At 56.2% G+C, this 17,825-nt stretch carries 18 protein-coding genes; 9 read left to right on the top strand and 9 right to left on the bottom strand.

Translation table 11 applies throughout. The features are described from left to right. Positions 1–7: 7 nt before the first annotated feature. From HB779_RS05885 to dut, 4 genes are read right to left on the bottom strand one after another with little or no spacing between them, the layout of a single operon-like run. Positions 8–1,012, bottom strand: coding sequence for a proline racemase family protein (locus HB779_RS05885; RefSeq protein ID WP_188344840.1), 1,005 nt, complete (start codon positions 1,010–1,012; stop codon positions 8–10). Continuing rightward, positions 1,012–1,668, bottom strand: a complete 657-nt coding sequence (locus HB779_RS05880; protein WP_188344839.1) for an HAD family phosphatase — start codon at positions 1,666–1,668, stop codon at positions 1,012–1,014. Before HB779_RS05880 ends, HB779_RS05885 begins: the two co-directional genes overlap by 1 nt. 2 nt (positions 1,669–1,670) lie before the next feature. Then, the gene (locus tag HB779_RS05875) at positions 1,671–2,489 is read right to left on the bottom strand and encodes an isocitrate lyase/phosphoenolpyruvate mutase family protein (protein ID WP_188344838.1); all 819 of its coding nucleotides are present in this window, start codon (positions 2,487–2,489) and stop codon (positions 1,671–1,673) included. Between the two features lie 15 nt (positions 2,490–2,504). After that, a complete protein-coding gene (gene dut / locus HB779_RS05870; protein WP_188344837.1) occupies positions 2,505–2,990 on the bottom strand; it encodes a dUTP diphosphatase in 486 nt (161 codons plus the stop codon). 163 nt (positions 2,991–3,153) lie between these two features. Here dut and HB779_RS05865 point away from each other — a divergent pair, with 163 nt between their 5' ends. From HB779_RS05865 to HB779_RS05835, 7 genes are all read left to right on the top strand, one after another. Beyond that, positions 3,154–3,963 carry a class II glutamine amidotransferase gene (locus HB779_RS05865; protein ID WP_188344836.1) on the top strand — a complete coding sequence of 270 codons (810 nt, stop codon included), beginning with the start codon at positions 3,154–3,156 and terminating at the stop codon, positions 3,961–3,963. A gap of 146 nt (positions 3,964–4,109) precedes the next feature. Further along, positions 4,110–5,303 (top strand): FkbM family methyltransferase, encoded by a 1,194-nt coding sequence (locus tag HB779_RS05860; protein ID WP_210302607.1) that lies wholly within the window; start codon positions 4,110–4,112, stop codon positions 5,301–5,303. A gap of 1 nt (position 5,304) precedes the next feature. Then, complete coding sequence (locus HB779_RS05855; RefSeq protein WP_188344834.1) at positions 5,305–7,707, top strand: glycosyltransferase; 2,403 nt, start codon at positions 5,305–5,307, stop codon at positions 7,705–7,707. 148 nt (positions 7,708–7,855) lie between these two features. Then, entirely contained in the window at positions 7,856–9,445 is a 1,590-nt protein-coding gene (locus tag HB779_RS05850) for a peptide chain release factor 3 (RefSeq protein ID WP_188344833.1), read from the top strand. Positions 9,446–9,590: 145 nt separating this feature from the next. Continuing rightward, a complete protein-coding gene (locus HB779_RS05845) occupies positions 9,591–9,989 on the top strand; it encodes a helix-turn-helix transcriptional regulator (RefSeq protein ID WP_188345795.1) in 399 nt (132 codons plus the stop codon). Positions 9,990–9,993: 4 nt separating this feature from the next. Further along, positions 9,994–10,536: an SRPBCC family protein gene (locus tag HB779_RS05840; protein ID WP_188344832.1), complete on the top strand. Its 543-nt coding sequence runs from the start codon at positions 9,994–9,996 to the stop codon at positions 10,534–10,536. Between the two features lie 17 nt (positions 10,537–10,553). Next, positions 10,554–10,919, top strand: a complete 366-nt coding sequence (locus tag HB779_RS05835; protein WP_188344831.1) for a VOC family protein — start codon at positions 10,554–10,556, stop codon at positions 10,917–10,919. Positions 10,920–10,982: 63 nt separating this feature from the next. Here HB779_RS05835 and HB779_RS05830 read toward each other — a convergent pair whose 3' ends face one another. From HB779_RS05830 to ubiE, 5 genes are all read right to left on the bottom strand, one after another. Further along, positions 10,983–11,516 carry a GNAT family N-acetyltransferase gene (locus tag HB779_RS05830; protein WP_188344830.1) on the bottom strand — a complete coding sequence of 178 codons (534 nt, stop codon included), beginning with the start codon at positions 11,514–11,516 and terminating at the stop codon, positions 10,983–10,985. A gap of 84 nt (positions 11,517–11,600) precedes the next feature. Then, the gene (locus HB779_RS05825) at positions 11,601–12,113 is read right to left on the bottom strand and encodes a GNAT family N-acetyltransferase (RefSeq protein WP_188344829.1); all 513 of its coding nucleotides are present in this window, start codon (positions 12,111–12,113) and stop codon (positions 11,601–11,603) included. Beyond that, positions 12,110–13,588 carry a bifunctional phosphopantothenoylcysteine decarboxylase/phosphopantothenate--cysteine ligase CoaBC gene (gene coaBC, locus HB779_RS05820; protein ID WP_244642468.1) on the bottom strand — a complete coding sequence of 493 codons (1,479 nt, stop codon included), beginning with the start codon at positions 13,586–13,588 and terminating at the stop codon, positions 12,110–12,112. The genes HB779_RS05825 and coaBC overlap by 4 nt, the downstream gene beginning before the upstream one ends. A gap of 65 nt (positions 13,589–13,653) precedes the next feature. Further along, positions 13,654–15,234, bottom strand: coding sequence for a 2-polyprenylphenol 6-hydroxylase (ubiB, locus tag HB779_RS05815; RefSeq protein ID WP_188344828.1), 1,581 nt, complete (start codon positions 15,232–15,234; stop codon positions 13,654–13,656). An 8-nt stretch (positions 15,235–15,242) separates the two neighbouring features. Next, complete coding sequence (gene ubiE / locus HB779_RS05810) at positions 15,243–16,019, bottom strand: bifunctional demethylmenaquinone methyltransferase/2-methoxy-6-polyprenyl-1,4-benzoquinol methylase UbiE (RefSeq protein ID WP_188344827.1); 777 nt, start codon at positions 16,017–16,019, stop codon at positions 15,243–15,245. A 113-nt stretch (positions 16,020–16,132) separates the two neighbouring features. On the opposite strand from ubiE, the gene HB779_RS05805 reads away from it, so the two are divergent. After that, on the top strand, positions 16,133–17,152 hold the full coding sequence (locus tag HB779_RS05805; protein WP_188344826.1) for an adenosine deaminase: 1,020 nt from the start codon (positions 16,133–16,135) through the stop codon (positions 17,150–17,152). A 32-nt stretch (positions 17,153–17,184) separates the two neighbouring features. Further along, positions 17,185–17,811, top strand: coding sequence for a uracil phosphoribosyltransferase (gene upp, locus HB779_RS05800; protein ID WP_188344825.1), 627 nt, complete (start codon positions 17,185–17,187; stop codon positions 17,809–17,811). The last annotated feature ends 14 nt before the right edge of the window (positions 17,812–17,825 follow it).

Genomic DNA, 17,825 nt, shown 5'->3' with positions numbered 1-17,825 from the left:
CCTCCCCCTAGAGAACCAGAAATCCCTGTCCCAGCGGATCATCATCCTCAACGAGGAATTCCGCTTTGCCGCTATAATAGGCATGGCCGGAGACCCGCGCCGTAATGGCATCGAACGTTCCGGCCTTGGTCACGGAAGCGACCGCCCCGGCAAAGCGCGAGCCGACAATGCTTTCAAAAATCCGGGCTTCGGTCGCATGGATCTGGCCCTTGGCATGCATAGCAGCAAGCCGCGCTGTCACGCCTGAACCTGTGGGCGAACGATCAAGCTGCGCATCGGCAAAAATACAGACATTTTTCGTCGGCGCTTCCGACCAACTATCCAGTCCATCCGTCAGGATGGAACCGTAGAGAAAGGCAAGATCCTCATGATCGGGATGTTCGAGCGGCACGGCTTCTTTCACCGCTTCGGTAAGCAGTGTTGCCGCCTCTTTGAATTTGGCTGCGGGATCGCGGCCGAACTCAAGGCCGAACTGGCTGCAATGGGCCAGCGCATAATAAGCACCGCCATAGGCCACATCGAACGTTACATCGCCATAGGGCGGCAGGTTGACGGTCCGGTCTTTAGCGAACAAAAAGGCGGGGACGCTTTCAAACGAGACACTGGCGGATTTGCCATCTTTGACCTCGACCGAGGCCACGACCATGCCGCAGGGACATTCGATATGAACCGTTGTAACCGGCTCTACTTTCTCAACCAGACCGTAATCGATGGCGTAGCGGCCGAGCGCGATGATTGCGTGGCCGCACATGGTCGAATAGCCCTCATTGTGCATGAACAGCACAGCGAGATCAGCTCCGGGCAAATTCGGCTGCACCAGCAGCGCGCCATACATGTCGAAATGGCCGCGCGGTTCGAACATCAATATCTTGCGCAAGTGATCAAGATGATCACGGACATAGGCGCGTTTTTCCAGGATCGTGCCTTTTGGCAGATCGGGATAACCGCCGGTGATGATGCGCAGCGGCTCGCCTCCCGTGTGCATATCGATGACAGTGAGCGGCAGGGCCATCAGGCGATGCCCAGAAGCGCTGGCAGCTTGCGCATATCATCAAACAGGATACCGCCAGCTGCCGTCAGGCCTGCATGATCAGCATGTTCATCGCCGCAATAGGAAAACACCCGCATGCCTGCCGCTGTGCCCGCCGTGGTTCCGGCAACGCTGTCCTCGATCACCACAGCGCGGGAGGGCTCAAAACCCATCTCTTTGGCCGCATGCAGGAAGAGATCAGGAAAAGGTTTGCCGCGCGGCACCATGGAGGCGCTGTAGAGCACATCCTTGAAATGGCTGATCAAGCCGGTCTTGCCCAATGTCAGGTGCATCTTTTCCACATGGGCAGAAGACGCCACGCAATAGGACAGTCCGGATTGCTTCACTGCACCGATGACGTCTTCAATATGCGGGATGGCCTCGACGCCGTTCTCGAAAATGATCGGAATTGCCTGATACCAGCGCTCAACGAAATCCTCGCCAAGGGAATAGCCTTCCGCCTCGACCTTTTCCTTCACGGCGCGCATCGGCATGCCGCAGAGGTTCTTGCGCGCCTCATCGAACGTGATGGGATAGCCGGAAGCATTGAGCATCTTGATGAGATGCTGATTGGCAAGGGTTTCGGTGTCGACCAGGACCCCGTCACAGTCGAAAATCACCAGCTCGGGGCGGGTCATGCTTAGTTTTCCTTGTCTGCTTCCTGCGAAAAGAGCTTTTGCAGGTCGCCGAATGGCACGCCTGTCCTGGTAAAATTGAATGTTCCCTTGTCCAGCACCTCGCGGGCCGCATCGTGGATCGCGGTGAATGCTGCTGTGGTGAGGCGCGGTCCGAGCGAGACACGCCGCACGCCCACCGAGGCCAGCTCGCTGACGCTGAGACCCGATGGTGCAAGCACGCTTACGGGCTTCGACACCGAGGCGCAGATGGTGCGGATACGGTCCAGATCGGAAATTCCGGGAGCGAACAGCACATCGGCACCGGCCTTCTCAAAGGCCTGCAGACGCTTGATGGTGTCATCGAAATCGGTCACGCCATGCAGGAAGTTCTCCGTGCGGGCGGTCAGAACAAAATCATTCTTCAGCGCCCGTGCAGCCTCGGCGGCAGCGGCAACGCGTTCGACCGCATGGGAGAAATCATAGATCGGCTTGTCAGGATCGCCGGAAAAATCCTCGATGGAGCATCCGGCAAGTCCGGCGGCTTCGGCAGCAAAGATAGTTTCACCGGCGCTGTCGGCGCTGTCGCCCTTGCCTTTTTCCAAATCGCCCGAAATGGGCAAGTCCGATGCTGCCACCAGATCGCGGCAATGCTGCATCATCACATCGAAAGTAATGCCGCCATCGGGCAGGCCGCGTGAAAAAGCAAATCCGGCGCTGCTCGTCGCCATGGCCTTGAAGCCAAACGAGGCAAGGAACTTTGTCGTACCGGGATCCCATGGATTGGGCATCAGCAGAATTTCCGGTCCCTGATGCAGCTGACGGAAAACCTTGCCCTTGTCCATGCTGTCCTCCTGCGATTACGACGTGCCCGTTGACCCGAACCCTCCGGCACCGCGTGCCGTTTCGCTGGCATGCTGCCGTTCTTCAATCTCAAGCTGGACGACCGGCGCCAGCACAACCTGCGCAATGCGCATGCCACGCTCGACGTAAAAGTCATCATCTCCAAGATTGATCAGGATCACTTTTACCTCACCCCGGTAGTCGGAATCAATGGTTCCCGGCGTGTTAAGGCAGGTAATCCCGTTCTTGAGCGCAAGGCCGGAACGGGGCCTGACCTGCGCTTCGTATCCTTGCGGAATTTCGAAGACCAGACCGGTGGGAACCAGTGCCCGGCGGCCGGGCAAAAGCAGCAGCGGACGATCTTCCGGCACAGCGGCGCGGAGGTCCATTCCGGCTGAACCGGTTGTTTCATAGGCGGGCAAATCAAGGTCCTGCCCATGCGGCAAACGGACAAGACCGAGAGCGGGATGCACGTGACGTGCGGAATCGGATGATTGAGACATGAGATCACCTTTTTCACCAGTCGGCCGGATTGGTCAACTCACAAGATTTTTCAACACCATTGTTTACACACAATCTGTTTCTACGGGTGAATTCCGCCTGACGATTCCCAAGCGCCGCATGACGCGCTATTGTCAGCACTACGAAGAGTGAATCGGGTGAATCATGTGTCGTTGGGCAGCCTATCTCGGACCTCAGCTTTATCTTGAAGATGTGATTGCCTCGCCGTGCCATTCGCTGATTGCCCAGAGCCACGACGCGCATGAGGCCAAGACCCGCACAAATGGCGACGGTTTCGGCGTTGCCTGGTATGGCGAGCGGCCCGAACCTGGCCTTTACCGCGACATCCTGCCCGCATGGTCCGACCAGAATCTGAAAAGCCTGTCCCGACAGATTCGCTCGCATCTGTTTCTGGCACATGTGCGCGCCTCGACCGGCGGTTCAACCAGCCGGACCAATTGCCACCCATTTGTTTCAGGCAAATGGAGCTTCATGCACAATGGTCAGATCGGTCATTTCGACCGGCTGCGGCGCGGTCTGGAAGCGCGGCTTGACGATACGCTTTATACGCAAAAGCTGGGCTCGACGGATTCCGAACTGATCTTCCTCCTGATGCTGCAGCATGGGCTCGACACAGACCCGGCGCAGTCGCTGGTGGAGACCGTCAACGTTATCACGGCAGAAGCTGAACGCGCCAATGTGCCCGCCTTTATCCGCCTGACGGCGGCTTTCTCCGACGGCACACAGCTTTACGCCGTGCGCTATGCCACGGACCGCTTCGCCCCGACGCTCTACACGGCCACGCTTTCACCCAGCTCCGGCCTTTGCGTTGTCTCCGAACCGCTGGACGGTGAAGCGGAAAACTGGATGCCAGTGCCACCCAACAGTTTCGTCACGGTGAAAAACAGCAAACGCATCGCCATCGAGCCATTCATGGCTCAGGAAAAATCCGGGCCTGTGCTGGAGAGGGTTTAGTTCAGGGTCTTCAACTAAAGCTCAATTGTGCCCTACCGCATCGTTTCGGCATACTCTTTCCAAATTCCCACGCGGGTGGAGAGGGTAAATTCGTTCATACTCGAACGCGCCTGCGCCGGCGGAACATCGAATTGGCACGAACTTTTATGCTGGAACAAGAATTACCGGAAATCGACATCATACGACATACTTTGCCGGCTCATACACGGCGTGGAACGATGCATGTTTTGCCTCAGGATGACCCTATTAGCAGGTCAATCGTACAGTATGGAGAATGGGCAGAAGCCGAGATTGAATTCCTGCTTAATTTTATTATGGATGGGGATATCGTTATCGATGTGGGCGCCAATGTCGGCTCGCATGCAATAGCATTTTCCCAAAAGACAGGCCCCAACGGAGAAGTGATTGCTTTCGAACCGCAAAGTAGCATTGCGGCAATCCTCGATCACAATATTCAACTGCTGGGATGTCACAACGTCACCATCCGTCACGCCGGTGCGGGCGAAGCGGCCGGTGAAATGTTCGCTCCCTGCCTTGACTATAAAGAACACGCTAATTTTGGCTCTGTTTCCTTGCAGGAGCGGAAAGATCAAAATAACGAGCGGGTACCAATTGTCGCGATTGATGATTTGGCTCTGTCCCGGCTGCATTTTATAAAAATCGACGCGGAGGGCATGGATGCGGCTGTGCTGACTGGCATGAAGCTTACGCTTGGGCGAACCAGACCCGTCATTTATCTGGAATGCAATTCGATCGACGAAGGTGCCGAAATTATGCGCGCGCTCGATTGGAGCCGCTATAAAATTTTCCTTGTAAGGACAGCCGCTTACAATCCCGAAAACTTTACAAAGAGCACAGATAATATTTTTGGCGTTGCCAAAGAAACTGGTCTTTTGATCGTTCCGGAAGAGAAGCTTCGTCTGGTCGCAGCGTCTACAGATACGGTCGAAGTCATTCCGGTCAATAGCCTGCAAACGCTTGCAGAGGCTCTTTTGGCCACGCCGCGTTACGGCGATCTTACCGATTATGATCGAAATTGGGAGAAACTTTTAGGTGAGTTGCGAGATCTGCAGGAACAGATGCGCATCAGGACGTGGGATATCAAGCGGCTGGAGTTTCGCGAAGCCAGTCTGACTGCGCAGCTTAACAGCGCGAAATGGCAGCGGATCAGGCAGAGCATTGATGGCTGCCCGAACGAAATAAATGCGCTGAAGGAACAAATTCGCATCAAAGAGGCTGCAATATCGGCGATCTACGCATCCAGTTCCTGGCGGCTATCCCGCCCATTGCGGCTACTAAAAAAGCTTGTAAGCAAACCATCAAATTTACGCCCGGTGTGATGTGATCGAAATATCTGTAACAACTCCGAGTCCGAATGAGGACTTCTCGGAGCACGATCTGGTTGCTTCCAGTGGTCTCTTCGATGAAGTCTTTTATACCCGCCAATGGCCGGATGATGAACGTCTCATAGAAGATCCCATCGGACATTTTCTGCACGTGGGCTGGCATCACAATGTAGATCCATGTCCCCAATTTTGCATCCAACACTACCTGTCCACCTATGATGATGTGAAAGCGTCAGCGATGAATCCTCTGCTCCATTATATAAAATATGGAAAGGCGGAGGGTCGCCTGCCTTTTCAATCCCGGGCTACTTCGAAAGAAGTATCGGCTCCAGCATCTGCTCCGATCGACGACGAGTGGAAAGAGCTGCTCGCCTCGTTCACGGCGGATGCAGAACCCGTCGTAGATGTCATCGTTCCGGTTTATCGGGGATACGACGAAACTGCCCGTTGCCTCTACAGTGTATTGTCAGCGAGACAGGAGACGCAGTACCGCCTCATCGTTATCGACGATTATAGTCCGGAGCGTCAGATCTCTGAACTTCTTCAAAAGCTTTCGGACAAAGGTGTTCTTGAGTTGCACGCGAATGCCAGAAACAGAGGGTTCGTGAAGAGTTGCAACTACGCAATGGAACTCCATCAGGACAGAGATATTGTACTGTTGAATTCCGATACCGAAGTTTTTGGCAATTGGCTTGATCGTCTGAAAGCCGCCGCTTTGGCTGACCCGACAAATGGCACCGTAACACCGTTCTCCAACAATGCGGAGATTTGCAGCTACCCAAAATTCATCCACGACAATTGGAACAAACTCGAAATAAGCGACGCCCAACTTGATCAGCTTGCCGCGCAAGCCAATGCAGGTAAACAGGTAGAAATTCCGACAGGGGTGGGTTTCTGCATGTTTATCCGCCGGGTTTGCCTCGACACAGCAGGCCTGTTTGATGAAAAACAGTTCGGCAAAGGCTATGGCGAAGAAAATGACCTATGCCGCCGAATAGCGGCCGCGGGTTGGCGCAACATCATGACATCCGATGTTTTTGTCCGCCATTACGGCGCTGCATCATTCGGCGCCAGCAAAGCTGCGCGGGTTAACGCCGCTGTTCAACTGGTAGAGGAGTTGCACCCCGGCTATTTGCAAATGGTTGCCGATTTCATTGCTGCTGACCCTATCCGCCCATACCGTGAGGCATTGGATATTGCCCGCTTGAACTATCGTTCCAAACGCGGGCCAATTCTGTTTGTAACTCATCGCCGGGGAGGCGGAACAGAGCGTCATGCTCGTGAATTGGCAGCAAAACTGGAAGCAGATGGCGTAAAGGTCGTCTTTTGTCGAACTCATGCATCCGACCCGAACAAAATCTGTCTTGAAGATTGCACCGCCGAGCTGATTCCTAATTTACCGCAGTTTAACGTGCTTTCTGACATGAGCAGCTTTATCAGCTATCTGAAGAAAATCCGCATAGACCATGTGCATATTCACCATCTCGCCGATTTTCCGCAGTGTTCGCCTGACTTTTTTCGAATGGCTTGCCAGGGTGCGGGACTGAATTACGACTTTACAGTGCATGATTATATGTCCGTCTGTCCGCGGATAAACCTGATCGATGATAGCGGCATCTATTGTGCAGAGCCTGACATTGCGACCTGTGAAACCTGTATACTTCATAATGGATCGCCGTTTGGACATCCTGCGGTTTGGGATTGGAGGGAGCGATATTCGCGGCTGCTGCATGGCGCGCGACGCATATTTGTGCCGGATATGGATGTTGCTCAACGCATGCGACGTTTTCATGCTTCTCTTGAATTTACGCTTAAACCACATGAAATAACGCAAAAAGCGGCAGGACATAGAAGCGGTCCGAAGAAACGGTCCACATATAGAATTGCTGTTTTGGGAGCGATTGGACCCCATAAAGGATCAATTCTGTTGGCGGACGTTGCTACAGCCAGTCAGAACCTTGATCTTCCCCTGGAATTTGTCGTTGTGGGTTATACGGACCGGGATAACCAGCTTAACGCAATTGGTAATGTGATCTGCACAGGTCCTTACGAAGAACACGATGCGGAAACAAAGCTGCTGGATGCCGACGCCGATATCGCCTGGTTCCCCGCGGTTTGGCCGGAAACATATTCCTATACGCTGTCCACCGCCCTTATTGCCGGTATTTATCCGGTTGGTTTCGATTTTGGAGCCATAGGCAGCAGAATCCAAGCCGCAGGATGGGGCAAAACAATTCCCATCGATTTAATGATGGCGCCAAATGAACTTGCCCAAATTCTGCTTAATGAAGCAAAAACAGCCAAATTGCAGCCGTCCCGCCAAGCTGTCCCCGTGACGTATAACAATGTCCTAACAAGTTATTATGCGTTAACCGATGACGCCAATAGTCACGGATGAGATATGGATGAAGATAAGCCTAATATTCGTAGGTTGTTCATTTCTCCCAGCACGCGGCAAAGGTGCTATTCAGAATTGACAGTCGACGGCAAAGGCTTCGGCTGATAGAAGGCGCGCAACCCTACGATTATTGAGTTCGAGCTGCTTCATGTCTTCTGCCGACCATCCCGTTTCCAAACGCCGTACCTTTGCGATCATCGCGCACCCGGACGCCGGTAAAACCACGCTGACCGAAAAGCTGCTGCTTTTCGGCGGAGCCATCCAGTTGGCGGGTGAGGTAAAGGCGAAGAAGGACCGTATCCAGACTCGGTCGGACTGGATGAATATTGAGCGTGATCGCGGCATTTCGGTTGTCACCTCGGTGATGACTTTCGAATACAAGGATTGCATCTTCAACCTGCTGGATACGCCGGGCCACGAAGATTTTGCCGATGACACCTATCGTACCCTCACCGCCGTTGACAGTGCTGTCATGGTTATCGACGCGGCCAAGGGTATCGAAGCGCGGACGCTGAAGCTGTTCGAAGTGTGCCGTATGCGCGATATCCCGATTGTTACCTTCGTCAACAAGATGGACCGCGAAAGCCGCGATCCTTACGAGATTCTCGACGAGATTGAGCAGAAGCTGGCGCTGGATACTGCACCGATCACCTGGCCAATCGGCAGGGGCAAGAGCTTTGCCGGCACCTACAATCTACAGGACAACACGGTGCGCCGCCGCGACGAGGAAGAAGTGCCCGTTGCCGTTAATGGCCCGGAGGCCTCCGGCGCGTCGGGACTGCTGCCCGAAAATGAACGTCAGGCATGGATCGACGAGGTGACGCTGGCGCGCGATGCCTGCAATCCCTTCGACCTGCAGGCGTTCCGCGAAGGCCATCTGACGCCGGTCTATTTCGGTTCGGCGCTGCGCAATTACGGCGTGCGCGACCTGATCGAAGCTTTCTGCGATTTCGGCCCGAGCCCGCGCGCGCAGGACGCCGATACGCGCCGCGTCGAGGCGACCGAAGACAAGATGACCGGTTTCGTTTTCAAGATTCAAGCCAATATGGACCCGAACCACCGCGACCGCATCGCCTTCCTGCGCGTCTGCTCCGGCAAGCTGTCCCGCGGCATGAAAGCCAAGCTGGTGCGTACCGGCAAGCCAATGAGCCTGTCAGCGCCGCAGTTCTTCTTTGCCCGCAGCCGTCAGATTGCCGATGAGGCCTGGGCTGGCGACGTGGTCGGCATTCCCAACCACGGCACTTTGCGCATTGGCGATACGCTGACCGAGGGCGAGGACATTCTGTTCCGCGGCGTTCCCAACTTTGCTCCGGAAATCCTGCGCCGGGTGCGGCTTGACGATGCAATGAAAGCCAAGAAGCTGCGTGAAGCTCTACAGCAGATGGCGGAAGAAGGCGTTGTTCAGCTGTTCCTGCCGGATGATGGATCGCCTGCAATTGTTGGCGTGGTTGGCGCGCTGCAGATCGATGTTCTGACCGAGCGGCTGAAGGTCGAATATACGTTGCCTGTCGGCTTCGAACCGGCGCGCTTTACCATTGCCCGCTGGATTTCTGCCGACAATCCGCTGGAATTGCAGCGTTTCGTTGACGCGCACCGCGCCGATATTGCCCATGATCTCGACAATGACCCGGTGTTTCTGGCGCAGAATTCGTTCTCGCTGTCCTATGAAGCTGAACGCTGGAAAGACATCCGCTTTGCGGCGATCAAGGATTACCAGGTCCGCGAAAAAGCCGCCTGATCCCAGCTTTATCGTGAAATTCGAGTGCTATCCCGTGACCTGTAACCAATCAGGGCACGGGTTCGATATAGCCAAGCCAAATTGAAAAGCAAAAACATTAAACCAATCAGTTGACAATGAAATTTGCGTGCGTATATTAAACCTTATGGTTGAACATTACGCCCCTCATCTCGACGCCGTCTTTCACGCTCTCTCCGATCCGACGCGGAGGGCCATGCTGCACCGGCTTTCGACAAGCGAACGCACCGTCAGCGAACTGGCGACACCGTTCAATATGTCGCTGGCCGGAGCCTCCAAGCATATCAAGGTGCTCGAGGCAGCAGGATTGGTTCAACGCCACGTTCAGGGCCGGACACATATCTGCACGTTGCAGGCGGCGCGAATGGCCGAAGCGCAGGAATGGCTGCGTTATTACGAACAGTTCTGGGAGGAGCGCCTGGACGATCTGGAAGACATGCTGCGTGCCGAAGACCGCGCGCAGGCCGCAAAGGCAAAACGGAAGCCGGCGAAGGCTTCCAAAACCAAACCAGGTACAAAGGAGTAGGATCATGAGTCTGCATCAGGGAAATGACCAGCTTGGCGTTGCCACAGCACAGCGTACAGTCCGCATCGAACGGCTTCTGCCGGGACCGGTGGAGCGCGTATGGGACTATATCACAGACTCGGAAAAGCGCGGCAAATGGCTTGCCAAAGGCCCGATGGCCGACCACGCAGGTGGCCCTGTCGAGCTGACGTTCCAGCATTCGCAGCTGTCGAGCGAGCCGACCCCGGAGAAATACCGCAAATATGAAGGCACCAAGAACACTGGCACGGTGTTGCGCTGCGAGCCGCCGACATTCCTGTCCTTTACATGGTCCGGCGAAAGCGAGCCATCCGAGGTCAGTTTCGAATTGCAGGCCGTCGGACCGGATACATTGCTGACAGTTACCCATAGCCGCCTTTCCAGCCGTGGCGGCATGGTCAGCGTTGCCAGCGGATGGCACACCCACCTCAGCGTGCTCATCGCCCAGCTCAATGGCACAAAGCCCGCCATTTTCTGGTCGAAAATGGAACAGCTTGAGGGCGAGTACGACCGGGCCCTACCCCAGTGAACGCCAAGGGAAAACCGATGAAACCTGCTTATGAAGGCAGCCGCAACATTGCCATGAAAGTTCCGCCGCACCAGTATGAGGCAACAGTCGCCTTCTACCGCGATGTGATCGGCCTGAAGCTGCTGGAAAACCATTTGCCTTCTATCGGCTTTCACTTCGGCTCAAACCAGTTGTGGATCGACAAGGCGCCGGGGATGAGCCAGACGGAACTGTGGCTCGAAATCGCAGCTGATGATCTTAGGATCGCCGCTGTGCATCTCAAAGACGCGGGCATTATTCGCTGCGACGAGATCGAGAAACTGCCCGAAGGACATCAGGATTTCTGGATCAGCAGCCCGAATCAGATCATCCATCATGTTTCACAGAAGGATGACAATTGGTAAGTATTTACTTACGTAATTTCAAACGAAAGGCCGGTTGTTTATACCGGCCTTTCGTATATCGGATTATCGCCTGAACTTTCGTTCCAGCAGCAACACCGTTTCACCCGTATACTGAATTTCACCAATCTGCGTGAAGCCGGCTTTTTCAGCAACCCGAATGGAAGCAGCATTCTCAGGCGAGATAATGCAGACCGCGCGGTCCTGCTTGAAGAAGCCATCACCCCACGCTGCCGCCGCAGCCACGGCCTCGCTGGCATAGCCCTTGCCGTGAATTTCCGGATCGAGAACCCAGCCCATCTCCGGCGTATCACCGAAAGGCGGTTCGATATCCCGGAGGAAATTGGCAAAACCGAGATCCCCGATATAACGGCCGGTGGCCTTGTCTTCCACCGCCCAGAAGCCGTAGCCGTTCAGAGCCCACAGTCCCGCATATTTCAACAGGCGGCTCCAGGAAAGCTCGCGCGTCGAGGGCTTGCCGGAGATGAACTCGTAGACGGGAGGCAGTGTCCACACGGCATGGAGTGCTTCAAAATCCTCAAGGCGATGCTCGCGCAGGATAAGGCGCTCGGTTTCAACGACAGGAACAGTGGCGGTCATGGTATGTCCGTAAGCAATGAATGTGTCGGCATTTCTGACCGCTGTGCCGCGCCAAGTCAAACGACCTCTTGAGTGGCAGAGAAACTAAAGCTTTTTGACGAGAACAGCATTGGCATGGCGCTCATCTTCCAGCACGAAATCAACCGTACCGATTCTGTCGAACGCCTTGCTTTCGTAAAATTGCCTTGCGCGGCTATTCTCAAGATTTACCAACAGAAACACGTCGCTCCAGCCACGTTCGCGGCAATGATCCATTGCTGCCCGCAACAGTGCACTGCCGATGCCGTGCCCGGCAAAATGCGCCTGCACATAGAGCGTTTCGATTTCAGGCGTATTGATCTGCCGAATAGGACAATGGGCAGGAAGGCCGATTTTGACAAACCCGACGAGGCATTCATCTACCTCGCATAGAATTAGATGTTTTGTTGCATCGGCAATTTCTGCCGCAAGTTTTTCTTGCGTGAACGCGTCGAAAACATAGCGGGAAAGGTGCCCACGTATACCCGACTTGGCATAGGTGTGCAGCCAGACTTGAATCGACAAGGCTGCAAGATCAAGCGCGTCGGCGGGCTGCGCCGATCTAAGCGTGAACGTCATACTTCGATCGTCTGCAAAGCGGCGGCGATCCGTTCCGCCAGCCGTTCGGCGACCTCTTCCTTGCTCATGTCAGGCCACTCCTCGACACCAGAGCGGGTGACGATCCGCACCGCGTTGCGATCCCCGCCCATGACTCCTGTCGTGTGGCTGACATCATTGGCGACAATCCAGTCCGCGCCCTTCTTGTCGAGTTTTTTACGGGCGTTCGTAAGCAGGTCCTGCGTCTCCGCCGCAAAGCCGACAACGAGGCGCGGGCGCTGCCTGTTATGGCCAATACCGGCCAAAATATCCGGGTTTTCTACCATTTGCAGCGCAGGCGCGGCCTCGCCCGGCTGTTTCTTGATCTTTTCGCCGGCTTCATTGGCGGTCCGCCAGTCGGCAACGGCGGCGACCATGACAGCGGCATCGGCAGGAAGGAACTGCTCAACCGCATCGCGCATTTCCCGCGCTGATTCCACGTGGACCACCGATACGCCTTCGGGATCGGCGATGGTGACCGGGCCGGAAACCAGCCGCACTGTAGCGCCAAGCCGGGCCAGAGCAGCGGCAATGGCATGACCCTGTTTGCCCGAGGAGCGGTTTGCGATGTAACGGACCGGATCAATCGGTTCATAGGTCGGGCCGGAAGTCATCACGATGGTTTTGCCAGCCAAGGGCTTGGGTCCGCGATCCAGAAGCTTTTCGATGGCAGCCACGATTTCCAGTGGTTCGGCCATGCGGCCAGCACCGCTTTCGCCGCTTTCAGCCATCTCGCCGCTATTGGGACCGACAAAGCGAATGCCGTCCTTTTCCAGCGTTGTGCGATTGCGCTTCGTCGCCGGATGATTCCACATGCGCGGATTCATGGCCGGAGCGATCAGGACCGGCTTGTCCGTTGCCATCAGCACAGCGGAGGCGAGATCGTTAGCGTGGCCATTGGCCATCTTGGCCATCAGATCCGCTGTCGCCGGACCCACAACGATGAGGTCAGCTTCACGCGACAGACGGATATGGCCGACATCGTGTTCGTCCTCCCGTGAAAACAGCTCGGTGAAGACCTTGTCAGCGGCCAGTGCGCCAACGGAAAGCGGCGTGACAAATTCCTCGGCCGCTTTGGTCAGGACGGGCCGGACATGCGCGCCGCGTTCGCGCAGACGCCGGATCAGATCGAGACATTTATAGGCTGCAATACCGCCGCCAATGATGAGCAGGATGCGCCGGTTGGTGAGCGATTGAGCGAGAACGTACTTACCTTCCCCCTTGTGGGGAGAGTCGCTGCGAAGCGGCGGGGCGGGGGGAAATCCGGACTGTTGAACCCCCACCCCGGACCTTTGGTCCGACCCTCCCCACAAGGGGGAGGGTGAAACACCATCATGGGTGATTTCACCAAGCAGCAGGCGCACTTCCTCTTCCATGGAACGGCCATGGGCTGCGGCGCGTAAACGCAGCCTTTCCTTGGTGGCGTCATCCAGATTACGGATGGTGATGCTGGCCATATGATTGCACTCCTGCGCAATTGATTGCCGGAAGTGCAATCATTGCAATCACTTTAGCCGTAAATTCAAGCAAAAAGAAGAGCGTATGTAATAATAACAAGGCAAGTTGCAATCACCCAAAGCGCAACACGGCCGGAACGCGTATGCCGCGCCTCTGCCTTCCCTATGGCTTTTGCGGTCTCGTCATCAAAGCGGAAACCTTGCTCCGCCATGCGGTCGAGCTCTTTGGAGAGGCGGTCGGCCCGTGCCACGAGATCCGGCGCCTGACGCGCCATATGCAACAATGCGCCCACGCCTTCGCGTGCATCGGCGAGAATACCCAGCGGCCCGAGATTGCGGCGAATCCAATCGCCAACGACAGGCTCGGAGGCCTTCCACATGTTGAAATGCGGATCGAGCGTACGCGATACGCCTTCGACCACCACCATGGTTTTCTGCAGCATGACCAGTTCAGGCCGGGTTTCCATGTCGAAGAGTTCGGTGACCTCGAACAACAGCGTCAGCAGCTTGGCCATGGAAATGGTTTCGGCAGGCTGGCCATGGATGGGCTCGCCAATGGCGCGGATCGCCTGGGCAAAACTCGCGACGTCATGGTGGTGCGGCACGTAACCGGCTTCGAAATGTACTTCGGCAACCCGGACATAATCGCGGGTGATGAAGCCAAAGAGGATTTCGGCAAGAAACCGCCGTTCTTTCTTGCCGAGGCGGCCGGTGATGCCAAAGTCTACTGCAACAATATGGCCCTGATCATCAACGAACAGGTTGCCCGGATGCATGTCGGCATGGAAAAATCCGTCCCGCAGCGTATGGCGCAGGAAGGACTGGATCAGCGTTTCGGCCAGACCGACCAGGTTGTGACCGGCGGCACGCAGCCCTTCCGTATCCGACATCTTGATGCCGTCGATCCACTCCAGCGTCAGGACATCGCGCCCGGTACGCTCCCAATCGACCGTCGGCACGCGGAAACCCGGATCGTCTTTGGTGTTCTCGCCGATTTCCGACAGAGCCGCCGCTTCAAGCCGCAGATCCATCTCAATACGCGTGGTCTGCGCCAGAGTGCGGGTGACTTCGATCGGCCGGAGACGGCGGGTGGCGGGCACATAACGTTCCTGCCATTTTGCCACCAGAAAGAAGCTTTCCAGATCATTATTAAAGCGCTGACGCACGCCGGGCCGCACAACTTTGACGGCGACCTTGCGATCTTCGCCATTGGTTTTGACATAAGCGGGATGCACCTGCGCAATCGACGCTGCAGCTATCGGTTCGCCAAGACTGACATAGAGGTCGCTGACTGTGCGGCCAAGCGAACCCTCGATGGCTTTGACCGCAGCCTCCATCGGGAAGAAATCCAGCTGGTCCTGCAAAAGCGCCAGATCATCGGCTACTTCGGTTCCGACGACATCCGGCCGCGTAGCCAGAAACTGGCCGAGCTTTACATAGGATGGTCCGAGCTTGTTGATAGCGCGCGACATACGCTCTGAACGGCGTGCCGTGCGGGCACGCCGGCGGGCCAAAAGCCCGGCGACGCGATGACCAAACGCCGGAAGACCGCTCAGCCCCTCGGCAGGCAGTGCGGAAATAACGCCTTCGCGCGTCATGATCCATCCGGCCCGGATCAGGCGAAATGTTGCTGCAAGCTTACTCATTCAGAACGTCACAACTTCCAGCCGGAATGCAGGGCGGCGATACCGCCGGTAAAATTACGCCAGCTGACACGCTCGAAGCCTGCCGTGCGGATCATCTCGGCGAAATCGGACTGGCGCGGGAACTTGCGAATGGATTCAACCAGGTATTGATAGGAATCCGCATCGCCGGTAACCGCCTTGCCGATCTTCGGAATGGCGTTGAACGACCACGCATCATAAATCTTGTCGAGAACCGGCAGCTCCACTTCGGAAAACTCGAGGCACATGAAACGCCCGCCCGGCTTCAGCACCCGGTAGGCCTCTGCCAGCGCGTGATCGATGCGCGGTACATTGCGGATACCGAAGGCAATCGTATAGGCGTCAAAGCTGGCGTCTTCGAACGGCAGCTCCTCTGCATTGGCTTCGACAAATTCGGTGTTACCGGCAAGCCCCTGCTTTTCAGCGCGGTCACGACCGACGCCGAGCATGGAGCCGTTGATATCCAGCACCGTGGCGTGAGCATTGCGATTCGAAGCTTCGACAATGCGGAAGGCAATATCGCCGGTGCCGCCAGCCACATCCAGTACTTTCCAGTTGGCGGTCTTGGACGGTGCCAGCCAAGCGATCATCGAATCCTTCCAGACGCGATGCAGCCCGCCGGACATCAGATCGTTCATCACATCGTAGCGCTTGGCGACTTTATGAAAGACGTCATTGACGCGTGTCTGCTTTTCCCCATCGCCGACATCCTGAAAGCCGAAGGATGTTTCCATGCCGCCATGGGCACCGGTGCGTTGCTGGCTCATTGTGCTACCTGCTGATTTCGTTGGCTGGACAATAGAAGATTGAAACGCAGAAGGCTATTGTCTGTTGCGCGATGAAGCGACGCGCTGCGAATTTTATCGAATGGAGAACCCGCATGGTCCTGAAGGCTGAACTGCATTGTCACGTTGAAGGGGCTGCTTCGCCGGGTCTGGTCGAGCGAAAAGCTGCCAAATACGGCGCCGATGTTTCGGCTTTTATCGTCGGCGGCAAGTTCGTCTGGCATGACTTCACCTCGTTTCTCCATGCCTACGATCAGGCATCGGCGCTGTTCCGCACCGAGGAGGACTATGCTGATCTGACCGAGGACTATCTGCTTTCCCTTGCCAAACAGGATGCGATCTATTCGGAAGTTTTCATTTCAACCGACCATGCGATCAGTGCCGGGCTGTCACCCCGCGCCTATATCGAAGGACTGGCGGAGGGTATGCGCCGGGCCAAGGCGGCAACCGGCATCGAATCGCGCATGATTGCTACCGGCCTGCGTCACAAGGGACCGGAAGCAGTAATGCAGGCAGCGAAATACATTGCCGAGAACCCGCACCCGCTGGTGACAGGCTTTGGCATGGCGGGCGATGAGCGCATGCATCACCCCCGTGATTTTGCCCAGGCGTTCGATGTGGCGCGGGATGCAGGCTTGGGTATCACCGTCCATGCGGGCGAGCTCTCCGGCTGGGAGAGCGTTGCCAACGCGCTGGATGCGCTCAAGCCATCACGCATCGGCCATGGGGTGCGGGCCATTGAAAATCCTGACCTTGTGCGGCGGCTGGCGGAAGAGCAAATCCTGCTGGAATGCTGTCCCGGATCGAACATTTCGCTGCAGGTCTACCCCGATTTTCCCGCGCATCCGCTGCCCGCGCTGGCCAAAGCGGGTGTGCCGGTGACACTCAATTCCGACGATCCGCCTTATTTTCATACGGACCTGACGTGTGAATATGACATCGCGGCAGAATTCTTCGGCTATGACGAGACTATGCTGACGGAGGTCACGCGGACTGCGCTGAAAGCCGCCTATGTGGATGAAGAGACACGAAACCAGCTGATTGCGCGGCTCGACAGCGACAAAACTGTGCGTGCCGGGGATGCAGACTTTGCGGGATCGGCTGCGAACAGCTAAGGTTTCCCAAATTTTGAGTAAAGGGGTTTTCCATGGGCGTTACGATCGTTTCCCATCCGCTTGTCCAGCACAAGCTTACCATTATGCGCGACAAGGACACGTCCACAGCGGGGTTCCGGCGGTTGCTCAAGGAGATTTCGCTCCTGCTCTGCTATGAGGTCACGCGCGATCTGGAACTGACGACTATCAAAATCCAGACCCCGATGATGGAAATGGATGCGCCGGTGCTTGAGGGGAAGAAGCTGGTTTTCGCGTCAATTCTGCGCGCGGGCAACGGCCTTCTGGAAGGCATGCTCGATCTGGTGCCGGCAGCCCGCGTCGCCCATATCGGGCTTTATCGCGATCATGACACGTTGCAACCGGTGGAATATTATTTCAAGGCACCGGAAGACATCGTCAACCGGCTGATCATTGTTGTTGACCCGATGCTCGCAACTGCCAATTCGGCCATCGCCGCCATCCAGAAGCTGAAGGATCGCGGTGCGACCAATATCCGCTTCCTGTGCCTGCTGGCAGCGCCGGAAGGCATCGAACGGTTTACAAAAGCGCACCCGGACGTGCCGGTATTCACCGCCGCCATCGACAGCCATTTGAACGAAAAGGGCTATATCATGCCGGGTCTGGGCGATGCGGGTGATAGGATGTACGGGACGAAGTAGGCCGATGTGATTAT

It is taken from the genome of Phyllobacterium sp. 628 (genome assembly GCF_014189505.1).
Classification (GTDB): Bacteria; Pseudomonadota; Alphaproteobacteria; order Rhizobiales; family Rhizobiaceae; genus Phyllobacterium.
The sequence above is the reverse complement of the archived record's forward strand: the minus strand, read 5'-3'. Positions and strand labels throughout refer to the sequence as shown.